Origin of the sequence: Streptomyces sp. NPDC092370 (assembly GCF_044755265.1) — a bacterium.
In the GTDB taxonomy this organism is placed as follows: Bacteria; Actinomycetota; Actinomycetes; order Streptomycetales; family Streptomycetaceae; genus Streptomyces.
Map to the genome: position 1 here is coordinate 903261 of NZ_JBIVQO010000001.1, position 18022 is coordinate 921282.

Genomic DNA, 18022 nt, shown 5'->3' on the forward strand with positions numbered 1-18022 from the left:
GAAGCCGCCTCGTCCGGCTGGAGCCGGCTGAACGGCTCCCCTCACCGAAGCCGAAAACGGCGCACCGCGCCACCGAGTGGACGGCCGCACGACCCGCGCCGTACCGGAAATGGCCCTCGCGTACCCGCTGTGGCCGGAAACCGCCGTACCGTCGCTCACACGCCGCGGCCGGTCCCCCGTAGCCGCGCCCCGCCCCGGTCGCCGCGCGCGCCCGTCCGCCTGCCGAACTCACCGGCGCTTCCCCCGGCCCGTGCGGTTAGGCTCAAAGCCGTACGACCTTGATCCGATGGACGTCCGAGGAACAGTGCGAGGGAGGTCCGGATGACGGCGGCGCCGGGGCGCAGGAGCAGTACCTTCACACGACTGCTGCGGCACGGCTTCACCGACGCCTCCGCCGCCGAGCGGCTCCTGGACAGCCCCGAGCTCGCGGCCCTGCGCGACGACCCGGTGCTGCTGGAGGCGCTGGGCGCCACCGCCGACCCCGATCTCGCGCTGCTCGGCCTCGTCCGGCTGCTGGAGGCCCAGCAGAGCCCCGGCGCCCGCCGGGAACTGCTCGACACCCTGATCGCGGCCAAGCCCCTGCGCGACCGCCTCCTCGGCGTGCTCGGTGCCTCCACCGCCCTCGCCGACCACCTCGCCCGGCACCCGGACGACTGGCAGGCGCTCGTCATGTACGAGGCGTACGACCTGCACCCCGGGGTGGAGGAGTTCGAAGCCGGTCTCGCCGAAGCCACCGACCCGGTCTCCCTGCGCGTCGCCTACCGGCGCTGCCTGCTGTCCATCGCGGCCCGGGACGTCTGCGGCACCACCGGCGTCGCCGAGTCCGCCGCCGAGCTCGCCGACCTCGCCACCGCCACCCTGCGCGCCGCCCTCGGAATCGCCGAGGCGGCCGCGCCCGAGGACGCCGCCCTGTGCCGGCTCGCGGTCATCGCGATGGGCAAGTGCGGCGGCCACGAGCTGAACTACGTCTCGGACGTGGACGTCATCTTCGTCGGGGAGGCCACCGAGGGCACTGATGAGACCAAGGCCGTGCGCGCCGCCACCCGGCTCGCCTCGCACATGATGCGGGTCTGCTCCGAGACCACCGTCGAGGGCTCCATCTGGCCCGTCGACGCCAACCTCCGGCCCGAGGGCCGCAACGGCCCCCTCGTGCGGACCCTGTCCAGTCACCTCGCCTACTACCAGCGCTGGGCCAAGACCTGGGAGTTCCAGGCGCTCCTCAAGGCCCGTCCGGTGGCCGGCGACCTCGACCTCGGCGCGGAGTACGTCGCCGCCGTCCAGCCCTTGGTGTGGAAGGCCGCCGAGCGCGAGAACTTCGTGCCCGACGTGCAGAAGATGCGCCGCCGGGTCGTGGAGAACATCCCCGTCGCCGAGGTGGACCGCCAGCTGAAACTGGGCCCCGGTGGCCTCAGGGACGTCGAGTTCGCCGTGCAGCTGCTCCAGCTGGTGCACGGCCGGGCCGACACCTCCCTGCGCAGTGGTACGACCCTGGACGCCCTCGAGGCCCTCGCGGCGGGCGGCTACGTCGGCCGTTCCGACGCGGCCCAGCTCGACGAGGCCTATCGCTTCCTGCGTTCCATGGAGCACCGCATCCAGCTGTTCCGGCTGCGCCGCACCCACCTCGTCCCGGAGGACGAGGCCGAGCTGCGCCGCATCGGACGCTCCCTCGGGCTGCGCAAGGACCCGGTGGCCGACCTGCACCGCGAGTGGCGGCGGCACGCGGGCGTCGTGCGCCGGCTGCACGAGAAGCTCTTCTACCGGCCGCTGCTCGACGCGGTCGCCCAACTCGCCACCGGCGAGGCCCGGCTGAGCACCGAGGCGGCCCGGGAACGCATGGTCGCTCTCGGCTACGCCGACCCGGCCTCCGCCCTGCGGCACCTGGAGGCCCTCGCCTCCGGCGTCACCCGCAAAGCCGCCATCCAGCGCACCCTGCTGCCCGTGCTGCTCGGCTGGTTCGCCGACTCGGCCGACCCGGACGCGGGCCTGCTCAACTTCCGCAAGGTCTCCGACGCCCTCGGCAAGACACCCTGGTACCTGCGGCTGCTCCGCGACGAGGGCGCCGCCGCGCAGAACCTCGCCCGCGTGCTGTCCGCCGGCCGCCTCGCGCCCGACCTGCTGATGCGCGCCCCGGAGGCGGTCGCCCTGCTCGGCGACGGGGACGGCGGCGGCCTGGAACCCCGTCCGCGCGCCCATCTGGAGCAGGAGATACTCGCCGCGGTGCGACGCGCCGACGGCGGCGCCCAGGCGGTCACCGCGGCCAGGGGTGTGCGCCGCCGCGAGCTGTTCCGTACGGCCGCCGCCGACATCGTCGGCTCCTACGGCACCGAGGAGCAGGCCGCCGAGGCCGACCAGGGCGCCCTGGTGGACCGGGTCGGCGGCGCGGTGTCGGACCTGACCGCCGCGACGCTGGCCGGCACGCTCCGCGCGGTCGTGCACGACGGCTGGAAGGACGGCCTGCCCATCCGCTTCGCCATCATCGGCATGGGCCGGTTCGGCGGTCACGAGCTGGGCTACGGCTCCGACGCGGACGTGCTGTTCGTGCACGAGCCGTGCGACGGCGTCGACGAGCGGGAGGCCTCCCAGGCGGCCAACAAGGTCGTCTCCGAGATGCGCAGACTGCTCCAGATCCCCAGCGCCGACCCGCCCCTGCTGATCGACGCCGACCTGCGCCCGGAGGGCAAGTCCGGCCCGATGGTCCGCACCCTCAAGTCGTACGAGGCGTACTACCGCCGGTGGGCCCTGACGTGGGAGTCGCACGCGCTGCTGCGGGCGGAGCCCGTCGCCGGCGACGAGGAGCTGGGGCGCCGCTTCATCGAGCTGATCGACCCGCTGCGCTACCCGGCGGACGGGCTCGCCGACGAGGCCGTACGTGAGATCCGGCGGCTGAAGGCCCGTATGGAGTCCGAGCGGCTGCCGCGCGGCGCCGACCCCAAGCTGCACGCCAAGCTCGGGCCGGGCGGCCTGTCCGACGTGGAGTGGACCGTGCAGCTCATGCAGTTGCGGCACGGCTCGGCGGAGCCTGGCCTGCGCACCACGCGCACCCGGGAGGCCCTGGCCGCCGCCCGCGAGGCCGGGCTCATGACGGGCGAGGACGCGGCGATCCTCGACGAGGCCTGGGTCCTCGCGACGCGGGTCCGCAACGCGGTGATGCTGGTGCGCGGCCGGGCCGGGGACACCTTTCCGACGGAGCCGAGGGAACTGGCCGCCGTGGGCAGGTACCTGGGGTACGGCCCGGGCCACGCGGGTGACATGCTCGACGCGTACCGGCGGACGGCACGCCGGGCGCGCGGTGTCGTGGAGGAACTGTTCTACGGCATCGCCGAACGCTAGGGAGTGTCCGACAGCTCGGCCGCGGGCCGGGTCCCGCCCGGCCTGGGCGTCGGCACCACCTTCGGCAGCACGTAGGGCTGCCTGCCGTACCAGAGCGTCGCCACCCCGAACCCGAAGGCCAGGCACAGCAAGCCACCGACCGCGTCCAGCCAGAAGTGGTTGGCCGTGGCCACGATGACCACCAGGGTCAGCGCCGGGTACAGCAGGCCGAGCACCCGCAGCCAGGGGACGCTCGCCAGTGCGAAGATCGTCAGCCCGCACCACACGGACCAGCCGATGTGCATCGACGGCATCGCGGCGTACTGGTTGGACATGTGCTTCAGGTCGCCGGACGCCATCGAACCCCAGGTCTGGTGGACCATGACCGTGTCGATGAAGCCGCCGCCGTTCATCAGCCGCGGGGGCGCAAGCGGATACAGGTAGTAGCCGACCAGGGCGACGGCCGTCGTCGCGAACAGCGACAGGCGGGTTGCCGCGTAACGGCCGGGATGGCGACGGTACAGCCACACCAGGACGCCCAGGGTGACGATGAAGTGGAGTGTCGCGTAGTAGTAGTTCATCCCGACGATGAGCCAATGCGCCGAGTTCACGGCGTGGTTGACCGACTCCTCGACGGCGATGCCCAGTTGCCGCTCGACCTGCCAGATCCAGTCGGCGTTGCGCAGCGCCTCGGCCTTCTGCTCGGGCACGGCGTTGCGGATGAGCGAGTACGTCCAGTAACTCACCGCGATCAGCAGGATCTCGAACCAGAACCGGGGCCGGCGGGGGGTGCGCAGCCGGCGCAGCGGACCATGCCCCGTACCGGCCGCAACGGGGTCCGGGAGGGCCGCTTCCCGGCCCTCCGGCTTCGTTACGGTCGTTTCACTCATAGGCGCAAAGTCTGCCAGAAAGGGACTTCTCCACCGATCATCCCGCGGCCCGGGCCGGGCCGCATGTCCTACGGCGACATCAGGCCACAGGTCTCAGGAGCGACCGCGTTCCCCGGGCGCCGAGGCGGTCGAACCGCGCACCACCAGTTCCGGCATGAACACGAACTCGCTGTGGGGCGCGGGTGTCCCGCCGATCTCCTCCAGCAGCGTGCGCACGGCCGCCTGCCCCATCGCCGGGACCGGCTTGCGGATGGTGGTGAGGGGCGGGTCGGTGAAGGCGATCAGCGGGGAGTCGTCGAAGCCGACCACGGAGATGTCCTTCGGTACGTCCAGACCGAGCTGCCGGGCTGCCCGGATCGCGCCCAGCGCCATCATGTCGCTGGCGCACACCACGGCCGTGCAGTTGCGCCCGATCAATGCCGTGGCCGCCGCCTGGCCGCCCTCCAGCGTGTACAGCGAGTGCTGGACCAGTTCCGTCTCGACGGTCTCGGCACCGAGGCCCAACTGGTCCTGCATGCAGCGCACGAACCCCTCGATCTTGCGCTGCACCGGCACGAACCGCTTGGGCCCGAGGGCCAGGCCGATCCGCGTGTGCCCCAGGGACACCAGGTGCGTGACCGCGAGGCTCATCGCCGCACGGTCGTCGGGGGAGATGAACGGCGCCTGCACCTTCGGCGAGAAACCGTCGACCAGCACGTAGGGCACGCCCTGGGCCCGCAGCCGGTCGTAGCGCTGCATGTCGGCGGTGGTGTCCGCGTGCAGTCCCGAGACGTAGATGATGCCGGCGACCCCGCGGTCCACGAGCATCTCGGTCAGCTCGTCCTCGGTCGAGCCGCCCGGGGTCTGGGTGGCCAGCACCGGCGTGTAGCCCTGCCGCGTCAGCGCCTGGCCGATGACCTGTGCCAGGGCCGGGAAGATCGGGTTCTCCAGCTCCGGGGTGATCAGTCCGACCAGCCCCTCGCTGCGCTGGCGCAGGCGCACCGGGCGTTCGTAGCCCAGCACGTCGAGAGCGGCCAGCACGGACTGGCGGGTGGTGGCGGCGACGCCCGGCTTCCCGTTGAGGACGCGGCTGACGGTCGCTTCGCTCACCCCCGCCTGCACAGCGATGTCGGCAAGCCGTGTGGTCACAGCACTGGACTGTAGCGGCCGGGGATCTCCTTGCACACCGACGGGACGCCGGGTGCGCGCCGTCGCACGGCTCGCTGCGGGTTGCTGGGTCATTGCGATCCCTCGAAGTCGTGGTCGGCGTCCGATCCGCAACGGATGATTCCCCCGGCGGATACGTATGGCAAGTGCTTGCAGAGTCTTGCACAGCTGTCCGACTCCCCGCCGAACAGCCGTAAGTCCCGGCGTCAGGCAGCCGGGGGGAGGTCACGGCGGGATAACCATCCGCACCTCTTGCAACTTTTTGCTGCAAGGTCTTTCGCAATGCGTTGCAGCGCGGCTAATCTCACCGACGCCCGGCGGCCAACGGCGCAGTCGGCAGCACGAACGGGCTTCACCCTCAAGGAGAACTCATGCGGCGTGGCATAGCGGCCACCGCGCTGGTGGCGTCCCTCGCCCTGGCGGCGACGGCCTGCGGCGGAAGCGACAGCGGCGACGAGGCCGGCGGCCCGGTCACCATCACCTGGTGGGACACCTCCAACGCGACCAATGAGGCGCCGACCTACAAGGCCCTCGTCAAGGAGTTCGAGGCCGCCAACAAGGGCATCAAGGTCAAGTACGTCAACGTCCCCTTCGACCAGGCGCAGAACAAGTTCGACACCGCCGCCGGTTCCAAGGGTGCTCCCGACGTGCTGCGCTCCGAGGTCGGCTGGACCCCCGCCTTCGCCAAGAAGGGCTTCTTCCTGCCGCTGGACGGCACCGAGGCCCTCGCCGAGCAGGACAAGTTCAAGCCCAACCTGATCAAGCAGGCCCAGTACGAGGGCAAGACCTACGGCGCGCCGTTCACCACGGACACCCTCGCCCTGGTCTACAACAAGGCCCTGTTCGAGAAGGCCGGCGTCGAGGCACCCAAGACCTGGGACGACCTGAAGAAGGCCGCCGCCACGATCAAGGGCAAGACCGGCGTCGACGGTTACTGGGGCTCGACCCAGTCCTACTACGCCCATTCCTTCCTCTACGGCGAGGGCGCCGACACCGTCGACGTCGACGCCAAGAAGATCACGGTCACCTCGCCCGAGGCCAAGAAGGCCTACGGCACCTGGCAGAGCCTGTTCAAGGGCAAGGGCCTGCACAAGGCCGACACCACCGCCGACGCCTACGCCCACATCCAGGAGGCGTTCGTCAGCGGCAAGGTCGCCTCGATCATCCAGGGCCCGTGGGAGATCACGAACTTCTACAAGGGCTCGGCCTTCAAGGACAAGAACAACCTCGGCATCGCCACCGTCCCGGCCGGCTCCACCGGCAAGGCGGGCGCCCCGACCGGCGGACACAACCTCTCGGTGTACGCGGGCTCGGACAAGGGCCACCAGGAGGCCTCGCTGAAGTTCGTGAAGTTCATGACCTCGGCGAAGGCCCAGGAGGCCATCGCGCTCAAGAACAACACGCTGCCGACGCGCGACGACGCCTACACCGCCGAGGTCAAGGCCGACCCGGGCATCGCCGGTTACCAGGGCGTGCTCACCGCCGCCCAGCCGCGTCCGGAGCTCCCCGAGTACAGCTCGCTGTGGACGCCGCTGGACGACGAGCTGCTCGCGATCGCCGGTGGCAAGAAGTCCCTGGACCAGGGGCTGAGCAGCGCCGAGACCGCCATCGCCAAGCTGCTCCCGGACTACAGCAAGTAGGCCGTGCGGCCGCCGGATCCTCCGCGACACAGAGGGGGGAAGGATCCGGCGGCCACCGTCCTGCGTGCCGTACCCCTGATCTCCAGCTGATCTCCAGTTCGCGAAGAAGGTTGTCGAACATGACAGTCGCCATCGACCGAGCGACCGGCAAGCGGAGCGGTGACCGCGGTCCCCGGTCCGGGCTGGGCCGGCGCCTCAAGCACAGCTATCAGAAGCACTGGTACGCCTACGCGATGATCGCGCCCGTGGCCGTCGTGCTCGGCGTCCTCGTGCTGTATCCCCTGGCCTACGGCTTCTACCTGACGCTGACCGACGCCACCAGCCTCAACACGGCCCGGACGATCGGCGTCAACGAGATCGAGGCCACCTACAAGTACATCGGCTTCGACAACTACGCCGACATCCTGTGGGGGGAGACCGCCTACGAGCGTTTCTGGTCCCACTTCATCTGGACGATCGTGTGGACGGCCCTGTGTGTCGCCCTGCACTACTCCATCGGGCTGGGCCTCGCCCTGCTGCTCAACCAGAAGCTGCGCGGACGCACCTTCTACCGGCTGATGCTCATCCTGCCGTGGGCCGTGCCGACCTTCGTCACCGTTTTCGGCTGGCGCTTCATGCTCGCCGACTCCGGCATCATCAACTCCGCCCTGGAGACGCTGCACCTGCCGAGTCCGGCGTGGCTGGAGGACACCTTCTGGCAGCGCTTCGCCGCGATCATGGTCAACACCTGGTGCGGCGTGCCGCTCATGATGGTCTCCCTGCTCGGCGGCCTGCAGTCCATCGACTCCTCCCTGTACGAGGCCGCCGAGATGGACGGCGCCAGCCACTGGCAGCAGTTCCGCTACGTCACCCTGCCCGGCCTCAGGTCGGTCAGCTCCACCGTGGTGCTGCTCGGCGTGATCTGGACGTTCAACCAGTTCGCCATCATCTTCCTGCTGTTCGGCAACACCGCCCCGGACGCGCAGATCCTCGTCACCTGGGCCTACCAGCTCGGCTTCGGACAGCAACCGCGCGACTTCGCGCAGTCTGCCGCATACGGCATCCTGCTGCTCGGCATCCTGATCGTCTTCACCTCCTTCTACCGCCGCTGGCTGAACCGCGATGAGCAGCAGCTCGCGATCTGAGGCAGGAGTCCCCATGAGCACCACGACCGTCCAGCAGTCCGCGGGGGAGGCCCCGGCGCCCGCCGTCGCCCCCGGACTCGCCCGCGTGCGCCGGCGCGGCGAGCGCAGCGTGGCCGGGAGCCTGCTGTCCCACGGCCTGCTGATCCTCGCGAGCCTGATCGCGCTCTTCCCGATCGCCTGGCTGATCTTCCTGTCCCTCGGCCCGGACAAGGACGACTACCTGCACCCTGGCCGCATCTGGTCGAAGATGACCCTGGACAACTACACCTTCGTGCTCCAGGAGACCAATTTCTTCCACTGGCTCCAGAGCACGCTGATCGTGTCGCTGGGAACCACGGTCATCGGAGTGGTCATCGCCGCCACGACCGGGTACGCGGTGTCCCGCATGCGCTTCCCGGGCTACAAGAAGTTCATGTGGGTGCTCCTGTGCACGCAGATGTTCCCGATCGCCGTACTGATCGTGCCGATGTACCAGATCCTGTCGGATCTCCAGCTCGTCGACACCTACCTGGGTCTGGTCCTGGTCTACTGCTCGACCGCGGTGCCCTACTGCGCCTGGCTGCTGAAGGGCTACTTCGACACCATCCCGTTCGAGATCGACGAGGCCGGCCGCGTCGACGGCCTCTCGCCCTTCGGCACGTTCTTCCGGCTGATCCTGCCCCTCGCCCGGCCGGGCCTGGCGGTGGCCGCCTTCTACAGCTTCATCACCGCCTTCGGTGAGGTCGCCTTCGCCACCGTGTTCATGCTGGACGACGAGAGGTACACGTTCGCCGTCGGCCTGCAGAGCTTCGTCAGCGAGCACGACGCCCAGCGCAATCTGATGGCCGCCACCGCGGTCCTGATCGCGATACCCGTCTCCGCGTTCTTCTACCTCGTGCAGAAGAACCTGGTGACCGGGCTCACCGCCGGTGGCACGAAGGGGTGAGCGCGCGCCCCTCGGGGCACCGCCGAACCGCACTTCACAAGCCCGGGGCGGCCGCGGCGCCCATCCGACCCCGCTGTGCCGCGGCCGCCTCGTCACCCCACCCCACGCCTTCCATGACCGACCTCCTGTTACGCATCAAGGACGACATGAGCCAGCACTCAGCCGCACCTGCCCCCACCCCCACGTCCGCAGTGGCCGTCGCCAAGTGCCGCGACTGGTGGCGGGACGCGGTGATCTACCAGGTGTACCCGCGCAGCTTCGCCGACAGCAACGGCGACGGCATGGGCGACCTGGAGGGTGTCCGCACCCGTCTGCCGTACCTGCGCGACCTCGGCGTGGACGCCGTGTGGCTCAGCCCCTTCTACGCCTCGCCACAGGCCGACGCCGGCTACGACGTCGCCGACTACCGCGCTGTCGACCCCATGTTCGGCAACCTCCTGGACGCCGACGCACTGATCCGCGACGCCCACCGGCTGAGCCTCAGGATCATCGTCGACCTGGTCCCGAACCACTCCTCCGACCAGCACGAGTGGTTCAAGCGGGCCGTCGCCGAGGGCCCCGGCTCCCCCCTGCGGGAGCGCTACCACTTCCGCCCCGGCAAGGGGAAGAACGGCGAACTGCCGCCCAACGACTGGGAGTCGATCTTCGGCGGCCCGGCCTGGACCCGTGTCACCGAGCCCGACGGCACGCCCGGCGAGTGGTACCTGCACCTCTTCGCCCCGGAGCAGCCCGACTTCAACTGGAATCACCCGGCCGTCGGCGACGAGTTCCGCTCCATCCTGCGGTTCTGGCTCGACATGGGCGTCGACGGCTTCCGGATCGACGTCGCCCACGGCCTGGTGAAGGCGGAAGGGCTGCCCGACCTCGGATCCCACGATCAGGTGAAGCTGCTGGGGAACGAGGTCATGCCGTTCTTCGACCAGGACGGTGTGCACGAGATCTACCGGCAGTGGCGGCTGATCCTCGACGAGTACGCGGAAAGGGAGGGGCCTGAAGGGCCTTCGTCAGAAGGGCGGCAGCCGGAGAGGGGCGGGCGGATCTTCGTCGCGGAGGCGTGGACGCCGACCATCGAGCGGACCGCGAACTACGTCCGCCCGGACGAGCTGCACCAGGCCTTCAACTTCCAGTACCTGAGCACCCACTGGGACGCCGCACAAATGCGCGAGGTCATCGACCGCACCCTGGAGGCCATGCGCCCGGTCGGCGCCCCCGCCACCTGGGTGCTGTCCAACCACGACGTGACCCGGCACGCCACCCGCTTCGCCAACCCGCCCGGCCTCGGCACCCAGATCCGCCTGGCCGGCGACCGCGAACTGGGGCTGCGCAGGGCCCGGGCGGCGAGCCTGCTGATGCTGGCGCTGCCCGGCTCGGCCTACGTCTACCAGGGCGAGGAACTCGGCCTGCCCGACGTCGTCGACCTGCCGGACGAGGTGCGCCAGGACCCGGCGTACTTCCGGGGCGCGGGTCAGGACGGTTTCCGTGACGGCTGCCGGGTGCCGATCCCGTGGACCCGGACGGGTTCGTCGTACGGCTTCGGCGCCGGGGGCAGCTGGCTGCCGCAGCCGGAGGGCTGGGGCGAGCTGAGTGTCGAGGCGCAGACCGGGGAGCCCGGTTCGACCCTGGAGCTGTACCGCGCCGCCCTCGCGGTGCGCCGTGAGCAGGCCGACCTCGGGGCGGGTACGTCCGTGGAGTGGCTGCGGGCGCCCGAGGGCGTGCTGGCCTTCCGGCGCGGGGAGTTCGTATGCGTCGCGAACACCACCGGCGAGTCGGTGGCGATGCCGGCGTACGGCCGGGTGCTGGTGGCCAGCGGCGAGATCGTCGAGGTCGACGACGAGGCCAAGGTGCCGGCCGACACCACGGTGTGGTGGACCACAGCGACCGCGGGGGACCGCGCCTGATTTTTCCTTTGAATTTCGTACGGCCCGCTGCCCTTTCGGGCGGCGGGCCCTTACCATCTGCGTCACCGCAAGGTTTCTGAACCTTGCAGCAAGAACCTTCAACGAAGAAGGAAACCCCACATGGCACGCAGATACCTCGCCGCCGCCGCGCTCACCGCGGCTGCGGTTGTCATGAACCCGACTGGTGCACAGGCCTCCCCACCCGGCACCAAGGACGTCACCGCCGTCCTCTTCGAGTGGAAATTCGCCTCGGTCGCCCGCGAGTGCACCACCACCCTCGGCCCCGCCGGATACGGCTACGTGCAGGTCTCCCCACCTGCCGAGCACATACAGGGGCCGCAGTGGTGGACCTCGTACCAGCCGGTCAGCTACAGGATCGCCGGCCGGCTCGGCGACCGCACGGCCTTCCGGAACATGGTGAACACCTGTCACGCGGCCGGTGTGAAGGTCGTCGTGGACACCGTCGTCAATCACATGGCGGCGGGCAGCGGCACCGGCACCGGCGGCTCGTCGTACAGCAAGTACACCTACCCCGGCCTCTACTCCGCGCCCGACTTCGACGACTGCACGAGTCGGATCGACACCTACCAGGACCGCTGGAACGTCCAGCACTGCGAGCTGGTCGGCCTCTCCGACCTCGACACGGGTGAGGCCTACGTCCGCGGCGCGATCGCCGGGTACATGAACGACCTGCTCTCCCTCGGCGTCGACGGCTTCCGCGTCGACGCGGCCAAGCACATGGACGCGGCCGACCTCGCCGCCATCAAGTCCCGGCTGAGCAATCCGTCGGTGTACTGGAAGCAGGAGGTCATCCACGGCGCCGGCGAGGCCGTCCAGCCCACCGAGTACACCGGCAACGGCGACGTCCAGGAGTTCCGCTACGCCTACGACCTCAAGCGGGTCTTCAACAACGAGAACCTCGCCTACCTGAAGAACTACGGCGAGGGCTGGGGCTACCTGAGCAGCGGCGTCTCCGGCGTCTTCGTCGACAACCACGACACCGAGCGCAACGGCTCCACGCTCAGCTACAAGGACAACGCCACGTACACCCTGGCCAACGTCTTCATGCTGGCCTGGCCCTACGGCGCCCCGGACATCAACTCCGGCTACGAGTTCACCGACCACGACGCCGGCCCGCCGAACGGCGGCCAGGTGAACGCCTGCTGGCAGGACGGCTGGAAGTGCCAGCACAACTGGCCGGAGATCAAGTCCATGGTGGGCTTCCGCAACGCCACCCGGGGCCAGGCGGTCACCAACTGGTGGGACAACGGCGGCGACGCCATCGCCTTCGGCCGGGGCGCCAAGGGCTTCGTGGCCGTCAACCACGAGTCGGGCTCCCTGACCCGGACCTACCAGACCTCCCTGCCGGCGGGGACGTACTGCAACGTGCAGAACAACACGCCGGTGACGGTGAACTCCGGCGGCCAGTTCACGGCAACCCTGGGCGCGAACACGGCCCTGGCGATCCACGTCGGCAAGTCCGGCTGCTGACGCGGACGGACACCCGTTCCCGGTGCGAGCGGCCCCTGCGGCACATCCCGTGGCGCTGGGGCCCTCGCTCCGGACCCACTCCGGTGGTTGAAAGTTCTTTCCAATGGTTTCAAGACTCTTGCTGTAAGGGTTTCGGCGGCGATACGGTCGCGCGGGGTCGGACCCGAGAGAGCCGCAACGCAAGGAGTCCACGTCAGTGATACCGAGATGGCGTGCGCCCTCAAGGCGCCGAACCGCCCGTGCCGGACGGGTCGCCGCGGTCATGGCGGCCGCGCTGACCGCGGCACTCGTCCAGCCGCTCGCCGCCGGGGCGGCCACCCCGCCGGCGCCTCCGTCCGACGCCCGGCTGGCCGCCGAGCCCGCCCGGCACGACGCCACCCGTGAGCAGTTCTACTTCGTCCTGCCGGACCGTTTCGCGGGCGGCGACCCGCGCAACGACAAGGGCGGCCTGACCGGTTCGCGCCTGTCGACCGGCTACGACCCCACCGACAAGGGCTTCTACCAAGGCGGCGACCTCAAGGGCCTGACCAAGCGGCTCGACTACATCAAGGGCCTGGGCACCACCGCCCTCTGGATGTCCCCGATCTTCAAGAACCAGCCCGTACAGGGCACCGGGGCGAACGCGTCGGCGGGTTACCACGGTTACTGGATCACCGACTTCACTCAGGTCGACCCGCACTTCGGCACCAACAAGGACCTCGAGACCCTCATCGACAAGGCCCACGCCAAGGGCATGAAGGTCTTCTTCGACGTCATCACCAACCACACGGCCGACGTCGTCGACTACAAGGAGAAGTCCTACGACTACCTCTCCAAGGGCGCCTTCCCGTACCTGACGAAGGACGGCGTGCCCTTCGACGACGCCGACTACGCGGACGGGCGGCGCGGCTTCCCCGCGGTCGACCGGGACTCCTTCCCGCGCACACCGGTGGTCACCGAGAAGAACAAGGTGCCGTCGTGGCTCAACGACCCGACGATGTACCACAACCGCGGCGACTCCACCTTCGCCGGTGAGAGCTCCGCCCACGGCGACTTCTCCGGCCTCGACGACCTGTGGACCGAGCGGCCCGAGGTCGTCCACGGCATGGAGAAGATCTACCAGCGCTGGGTGCGGGACTTCGACGTCGACGGCTTCCGGATCGACACCGTGAAGCACGTCAACATGGAGTTCTGGACGCAGTGGGCCACCGCCCTCGACGCCTACGCGGCCCGGCAGGGCCGGGACGACTTCTTCATGTTCGGCGAGGTGTACTCGGCCGACACGTCCGTCACCTCCCCGTACGTCACCCGGGGCCGGCTCGACGCCACGCTCGACTTCCCCTTCCAGGAAGCGGCCCGCCAGTACGCCTCACAGGGCGGCAGCGCACAGAAGCTCGCGGGTGTCTTCGGTGACGACTACAAGTACACGACCGGCAAGGCCAACGCGTACGAGCAGGTCACCTTCCTCGGCAACCACGACATGGGCCGGATCGGGTTCTTCCTCAACCAGGACAACCCCGAGGCCACCGACGCCGAACTGCTCGAGAAGGACAAGCTCGCCAACGAGCTGATGTTCCTCAGCCGCGGCAACCCCGTCGTCTACTACGGCGACGAGCAGGGCTTCACCGGCCCGGGCGGCGACAAGGACGCCCGGCAGAGCATGTTCGCCTCGCGCACCGCCGACTACCTCGACGACGACCGGATCGGCACCGACCGCACCCACGCCGAGGACGCCTACGACACGAGCGCACCGCTCTACCGGCACATCAGCGCCCTCGCGGCCCTCCGCAAGGCCCACCCGGCCCTCACCGACGGTGTCCAGCAACAGCGGTACGCGGCCGACGGCCCGGGCGTCTACGCCTTCTCCCGAACCGACGCCAAGACCGGCACCGAGTACGTCGTCGCCTTCAACAACGCCGGCGAGAAGAAGACCGCGACCTTCCCGACCGGCTCGGCCGGCATGACCTTCAGGGGCATCCACGGCACCGACGCCGCCCCGAAGAGCGACGGCGACAAGAAGCTCACCGTCACCGTCCCGGCCGGCTCGGCGATCGTGCTCAAGGCGGCAGGCCGGCTCGCTCCGCCCGCCACCGAGCCCACCCTCACCCTCAAGGCCCCGGCGCCCGGCGCCACCGGCACGGTCGAGGTCACCGCGGACGTCGACGGCGGGCGGCTCAACCGGGTCGTCTTCGCCGCGCAGACCGGCAACGGCACGTGGCGGGTCCTCGGCTCCGCCGACCACGCCCCCTACAAGGTCACCCACACCATCGGCAAGGACGTGCCGCCCGGCACCGCCCTGCGCTACAAGGCCGTCGTCGTGGACTCGGCCGGCCGCACCGCGAGCACCCTGGCCGCCTCCACCACCGGCACCCCGCCCGCCGCGGAGCCGCCCACCGCGTCCTCCCGCGACTACGCGATCGTCCACTACAAGCGCGCCGACGGGGACTACGCCGACTGGGGCCTGTACGCCTGGGGCGACCTCGCCGAGGGCGAGGCCACCGAGTGGCCGAAGAGCCACCCCTTCACCGGCCGGGACGCCTACGGCGCCTTCGCCTGGGTCAAGCTCAAGCCCGGCGCCTCGAACGTCGGCTTCCTCGTCATCGACAAGGACGGCACCAAGGACGTCTCCACCGACCGCACGATCGACGTCACCAAGACCGGCGAGGTCTGGATCGAACAGGGCAAGGACACCGTCACCACCGAGCGCCCCGAGTACCCGGCGCCCGACAAGAGCAAGGCCGTCCTGCACTACCACCGGGCCGACGGGAACTACGACGGCTGGGGCCTGCACGTCTGGACCGGCGCAGCCGACCCCACCGACTGGTCGAACCCCCTCAAGCCGGTCAAGACTGATACCTATGGCGCAGTCTTCGAGGTACCGCTCACCGACGGAGCCACCAGCCTCAGCTACATCCTGCACAAGGGCGACGAGAAGGACCTGCCCTCCGACCAGTCGCTCGACCTCAAGGCGAACGGCCACGAGGTGTGGCTGGTGAACGGCCAGGAGAAGTACCTGCTCCCGCAGCCCGTCGGCAGCGCGGCCGCTCTCGACCCGAGCACCTCCAAGGCCGTCTGGATCGACCGGAACACCCTCGCCTGGAACGGCTCGGACGCCGCCGCCTCCACCCAGCTGCTCTACGCCCGCGACGGCTCCATCGCGGTGAAGGACGGCGCCCTGACCGGTGACGCGAAGTGGCTGCGCCTGTCGAAGAGCGAGCTGACCGACGCCCAGAAGGCGAAGTTCCCGCACCTGAAGGCGTACGACGCCTGGACCGTCGACCCGCGCGACCGCGACCGGGTCCGTGAGGCCCTGCGCGGTCAGGTCGTCGCCACCCAGCACGCCGTGAACGGGGCCGTGCTCGCGGCGACCGGCGTTCAGATCGCCGGTGTCCTCGACGACCTGTACGACGCGACGAAGGCCGACCTGGGGCCGACGTTTTCCAAGGGGCGTCCCACGCTGTCCGTGTGGGCGCCCACCGCGCAGCGGGTGTCCCTGGAGATCGGTGGCTCCACCGTCTTGATGCGGCGCGACGCGACCACCGGCGTCTGGTCCGTCACCGGCCCGAAGTCCTGGAAGGGCAAGCCCTACCGGTACGTCGTGACGGTGTGGGCGCCCGGCGCCCGCGAGGTCGTCACCAACAAGGTCACCGACCCCTATTCCCTCGCCCTCACCGCCGACTCGAAGCGGAGCCTCGTCGTCGACCTGGACGACAAGGCGCTCAAGCCCTCCGGCTGGTCGGCGTACACCAAACCCGGCGCCGTGCCGCTGCGGGACGCCCAGATCCAGGAGCTGCACATCCGCGACTTCTCCGTCGAGGACCGGACGGCGAAGCACCCGGGCACCTATCTCGCCTTCGCCGACAAGGCGAGCGACGGCTCGAAGCACCTGCGCGAGCTGGCGAAGGCCGGTACCTCGTACGTGCATCTGCTGCCCGCGTTCGACATCGCCACCATCCCGGAGAAGAAGGCCGACCAGGCCACGACCGACTGCGACCTGGCCTCCTTCCCCGCCGACTCCGACCGGCAGCAGGAGTGCGTCGGCAAGATCGCCGCGAAGGACGCCTACAACTGGGGCTACGACCCGTACCACTACACGGTCCCCGAGGGCTCCTACGCCACCGACCCGGACGGCACGGCCCGCACGGTCGAGTTCCGCAGGATGGTGAAGGCACTCAACGACGACGGGCTGCGGGTCGTCATGGACGTCGTCTACAACCACACGGCCGCCAGCGGCCAGGACAAGACGAGCGTTCTCGACCGGATCGTCCCCGGCTACTACCAGCGGCTCCTCGCCGACGGCTCGGTCGCGAACAGCACCTGCTGCGCCAACACCGCCCCCGAGAACGCCATGATGGGCAAGCTGGTCGTGGACTCGATCGTCACGTGGGCCAAGGAGTACAAGGTCGACGGCTTCCGCTTCGACCTCATGGGCCACCACCCGAAGGCCAACATCCTGGCCGTCAGGAAGGCCCTCGACGCGCTCACCCTCGCCGAGGACGGCGTCGACGGCAAGAAGATCATCCTGTACGGCGAAGGCTGGAACTTCGGCGAGGTGGCCGACGACGCCCGGTTCACGCAGGCCACGCAGAAGAACATGGCCGGGACGGGGATCGCCACCTTCTCCGACCGTGCCCGTGACGCGGTGCGCGGCGGCGGCCCCTTCGACGAGGACCCCGGCGTCCAGGGCTTCGCGTCCGGCCTGTACACCGACCCCAACTCCTCGAAGAACAACGGCACTCCCGCCGAGCAGAAGGCCCGCCTGCTGCACTACCAGGACCTCATCAAGGTCGGGCTCTCCGGCAACCTCGCCCGGTACCGCTTCACCGACACCGCGGGCAAGGAGGTCAAGGGCTCCGAGGTCGACTACAACGGCGCCCCCGCCGGCTACGCCGACGCCCCCGGCGACGCCCTCGCCTACGCCGACGCCCACGACAACGAGTCCCTGTTCGACGCGCTCGCCTTCAAGCTGCCCGTTTCGGCGAGCGCGGCCGACCGGGCCCGGATGCAGGTCCTCGCCATGGCGACGGCCACCCTCTCGCAGGGCCCGGCCCTCTCCCAGGCGGGCACCGACCTGCTGCGCTCCAAGTCCCTGGACCGCAACTCCTACGACAGCGGCGACTGGTTCAACGCCGTCCACTGGAGGTGCGAGGACGGCAACGGCTTCGGCCGCGGACTGCCCATGGCGGCCGACAACAAAGACAAGTGGCCGTACGCCAAGCCTCTGCTGAGCACGGTCAAGGTGGGCTGCGAGCAGATCGAGGGCACCTCGGCGGCGTACCGCGACCTGCTGCGGATCCGGAGCACCGAGAAGGACTTCTCCCTCGGCACCGCCGAGCAGGTGCAGTCCCGGCTCTCCTTCCCGCTGTCCGGCAAGGACGAGACACCCGGGGTGATCACCATGCGGCTCGGTGACCTCGTCGTCGTCTTCAACGCCACGCCGCAGCGGCAGGAACAGCGGGTCGCCGCTCTCGCCGGGACCGGCTACCGGCTGCACCCGGTGCAGGCGGCGGGGGCGGACTCTACCGTCAAGTCCTCGTCCTACGCGGCCGAATCGGGCACGTTCGCCGTTCCGGGGCGCACGGTCGCCGTCTTCACCCGGACCACCGGATAGCGCACTACG

General features: G+C 69.9%; 9 protein-coding genes. 7 read left to right on the forward strand and 2 right to left on the reverse strand.

The annotated features are described in order from the left end of the window. The first annotated feature begins 321 nt into the window (after positions 1–321). The gene (locus tag ACIQHQ_RS04075) at positions 322–3330 is read left to right on the forward strand and encodes a bifunctional [glutamine synthetase] adenylyltransferase/[glutamine synthetase]-adenylyl-L-tyrosine phosphorylase (protein WP_402609838.1); all 3009 of its coding nucleotides are present in this window, start codon (positions 322–324) and stop codon (positions 3328–3330) included. Here ACIQHQ_RS04075 and ACIQHQ_RS04080 read toward each other — a convergent pair. Both ACIQHQ_RS04080 and ACIQHQ_RS04085 read right to left on the reverse strand, forming a co-directional pair. After that, positions 3327–4199, reverse strand: a complete 873-nt coding sequence (locus ACIQHQ_RS04080; RefSeq protein ID WP_402609840.1) for a phosphatase PAP2 family protein — start codon at positions 4197–4199, stop codon at positions 3327–3329. The two genes, ACIQHQ_RS04075 and ACIQHQ_RS04080, sit on opposite strands and share 4 nt — an antisense overlap. Before the next feature lie 93 nt (positions 4200–4292). After that, positions 4293–5327 carry a LacI family DNA-binding transcriptional regulator gene (locus ACIQHQ_RS04085; RefSeq protein WP_402609842.1) on the reverse strand — a complete coding sequence of 345 codons (1035 nt, stop codon included), beginning with the start codon at positions 5325–5327 and terminating at the stop codon, positions 4293–4295. Positions 5328–5716: 389 nt separating this feature from the next. Between ACIQHQ_RS04085 and ACIQHQ_RS04090 the strand changes: the two genes are divergently transcribed. The 6 genes from ACIQHQ_RS04090 (at position 5717) to pulA (ending at position 18013) form a co-directional block, all read left to right on the forward strand. After that, the gene (locus ACIQHQ_RS04090) at positions 5717–6985 is read left to right on the forward strand and encodes an extracellular solute-binding protein (protein ID WP_402609844.1); all 1269 of its coding nucleotides are present in this window, start codon (positions 5717–5719) and stop codon (positions 6983–6985) included. A gap of 119 nt (positions 6986–7104) precedes the next feature. Beyond that, the gene (locus ACIQHQ_RS04095) at positions 7105–8109 is read left to right on the forward strand and encodes a carbohydrate ABC transporter permease (RefSeq protein ID WP_402609846.1); all 1005 of its coding nucleotides are present in this window, start codon (positions 7105–7107) and stop codon (positions 8107–8109) included. A gap of 13 nt (positions 8110–8122) precedes the next feature. Next, positions 8123–9034 carry a sugar ABC transporter permease gene (locus ACIQHQ_RS04100; RefSeq protein ID WP_402609848.1) on the forward strand — a complete coding sequence of 304 codons (912 nt, stop codon included), beginning with the start codon at positions 8123–8125 and terminating at the stop codon, positions 9032–9034. A 146-nt stretch (positions 9035–9180) separates the two neighbouring features. Continuing rightward, entirely contained in the window at positions 9181–10932 is a 1752-nt protein-coding gene (locus tag ACIQHQ_RS04105; RefSeq protein ID WP_402609850.1) for a glycoside hydrolase family 13 protein, read from the forward strand. Positions 10933–11052: 120 nt separating this feature from the next. Then, the gene (locus ACIQHQ_RS04110; RefSeq protein ID WP_402609852.1) at positions 11053–12423 is read left to right on the forward strand and encodes an alpha-amylase family protein; all 1371 of its coding nucleotides are present in this window, start codon (positions 11053–11055) and stop codon (positions 12421–12423) included. A gap of 196 nt (positions 12424–12619) precedes the next feature. Beyond that, positions 12620–18013, forward strand: a complete 5394-nt coding sequence (gene pulA, locus ACIQHQ_RS04115) for a pullulanase-type alpha-1,6-glucosidase (RefSeq protein ID WP_402609854.1) — start codon at positions 12620–12622, stop codon at positions 18011–18013. Positions 18014–18022: the final 9 nt, after the last annotated feature.

Coding starts and splice junctions, on each gene's coding strand:
- ACIQHQ_RS04075 (WP_402609838.1), top strand. CDS start 322: ATGACGGCGGCGCCGGGGCGCAGGAGCAGTACCTTCACACGACTGCTG.
- ACIQHQ_RS04090 (WP_402609844.1), top strand. CDS start 5,717: ATGCGGCGTGGCATAGCGGCCACCGCGCTGGTGGCGTCCCTCGCCCTG.
- ACIQHQ_RS04110 (WP_402609852.1), top strand. CDS start 11,053: ATGGCACGCAGATACCTCGCCGCCGCCGCGCTCACCGCGGCTGCGGTT.
- ACIQHQ_RS04100 (WP_402609848.1), top strand. CDS start 8,123: ATGAGCACCACGACCGTCCAGCAGTCCGCGGGGGAGGCCCCGGCGCCC.
- ACIQHQ_RS04080 (WP_402609840.1), bottom strand. CDS start 4,199: ATGAGTGAAACGACCGTAACGAAGCCGGAGGGCCGGGAAGCGGCCCTC.
- ACIQHQ_RS04105 (WP_402609850.1), top strand. CDS start 9,181: ATGAGCCAGCACTCAGCCGCACCTGCCCCCACCCCCACGTCCGCAGTG.
- ACIQHQ_RS04095 (WP_402609846.1), top strand. CDS start 7,105: ATGACAGTCGCCATCGACCGAGCGACCGGCAAGCGGAGCGGTGACCGC.